Origin of the sequence: Moorena sp. SIO3B2 (genome assembly GCF_010692525.1) — a bacterium.
Classification (GTDB): Bacteria; Cyanobacteriota; Cyanobacteriia; order Cyanobacteriales; family Coleofasciculaceae; genus Moorena; species Moorena producens.
In genome coordinates this window covers 1-1,251 of the sequence record NZ_JAAHHE010000916.1, presented here as the reverse complement: position 1 = coordinate 1,251, position 1,251 = coordinate 1, and the positions used below count along the sequence as shown (strand labels likewise).

Annotated in this window: 1 protein-coding gene and 1 pseudogene; one reads left to right on the top strand and one right to left on the bottom strand. The window is 46.1% G+C overall.

Features of this window, described 5'->3' with window-relative positions:
- Nucleotides 1-829, bottom strand: a pseudogene (locus F6K38_RS42340) (hypothetical protein); the annotation flags it as partial.
- Between the two features lie 160 nt (nucleotides 830-989).
- On the opposite strand from F6K38_RS42340, the gene F6K38_RS42335 reads away from it, so the two are divergent.
- Nucleotides 990-1,169 carry a hypothetical protein gene (locus tag F6K38_RS42335; RefSeq protein ID WP_008181206.1) on the top strand — a complete coding sequence of 60 codons (180 nt, stop codon included), beginning with the start codon at nucleotides 990-992 and terminating at the stop codon, nucleotides 1,167-1,169.
- Nucleotides 1,170-1,251: the final 82 nt, after the last annotated feature.

The following is a 1,251-nucleotide window of genomic DNA, read 5'->3' as shown; positions in this document are numbered from 1 at the left end:
CATTTCCGGTTTCCTCCGCCATCAGATAAACGGAAATCTCTCGCATTGCCCGGAGATTGTCCGTGTTGCGTCCATCCACCCAACTTCCTCGCACATCCGGTCCCCAACCATCACCACCTTTTCCCTTTCCATAAATCGGGTGAGGACGCCCATTGGGGTCTGTTTCTGTCCAGGTTTTGGCACCGTCAAACATTCGCTGTTTGTAGGTCGGGTCGAGAAATTGCCCAAAGAAGAAGTATTTTCGGATTTGTCCTTTGAGAGTGAAAGCGTAATAGTAGTCAATACCCTCAGTATGTTGGTTATCTTGAGCTTGGGCATCTTCTGATTGCAGAAACTCTAGGGCTTTTTCCCGATTGCCAACAATAAAATCAAACATGGCATAGGGATAAGACCGCTTCTCATTTTCCCCGTAGTTGTTGCCATAACCTTTACCACCGTAGTACTGAATTGCCTGGTTGGCTCGCACCCAGAATTCTGACTCTAATTCAGGAGTCCACTGATTCCTATACTTGGTCGCAATCGGTAAGGGTTCAATCTGAATTAGATCAGTAACAGATCTGCTAATCACTGGTTTAGCCTCTGACGCTGGTGTGGTCGGTATAACTTGGTGGGTACAGCCCAAGACAGCGCCAGCAACAACGAAAGCATTGCTTAATAATGGAATGATTTTAAGAGTGAGGTGGAATGGGCATCTTGGTGGAACTGGCATCTTGCCAGTTTCAATATATTTTCGGGCGGGCAGGATGCCCACTCTACTCCTATTCATGGGAAGATTCAGCCACGGGACAAAGGAAGCTACTAGTAAGTGACGAGATTTCCGAGATTTCACCAGATTTCACCAATTGTAGCGATTGGCCTCAATTCTTACACAACAAGCAACACTGTACACCTGAGCGTCAACCCTAAATTAAACATCGGCACTTCACAATTTTTAATCATGGGCAATGGGGCTCAGAACGCCCAGGGATTGATAAATTCAGGATATAGTCATGTTTGATTTAGTATTTGCTCGCAATTTGGCCACTACATTAATCATACTCACTCTGTTCATTCTTAGCTTCGACAAGTTGTATCGCCAGGATCGAAACGCTGGAAAACCCCAAAGGGTAAAGCACATGCAACACGCCCTTCGAGTCGGATTTGCCCTCAAGGCAACTCAATTCCGTTGACCTTCCCTGAACTAGGTGTGGAATAGGAGCCAGTTCCCTAGTTCGACCCAAGTTACTGGTTTGTCAGATGGCTGTGAATATT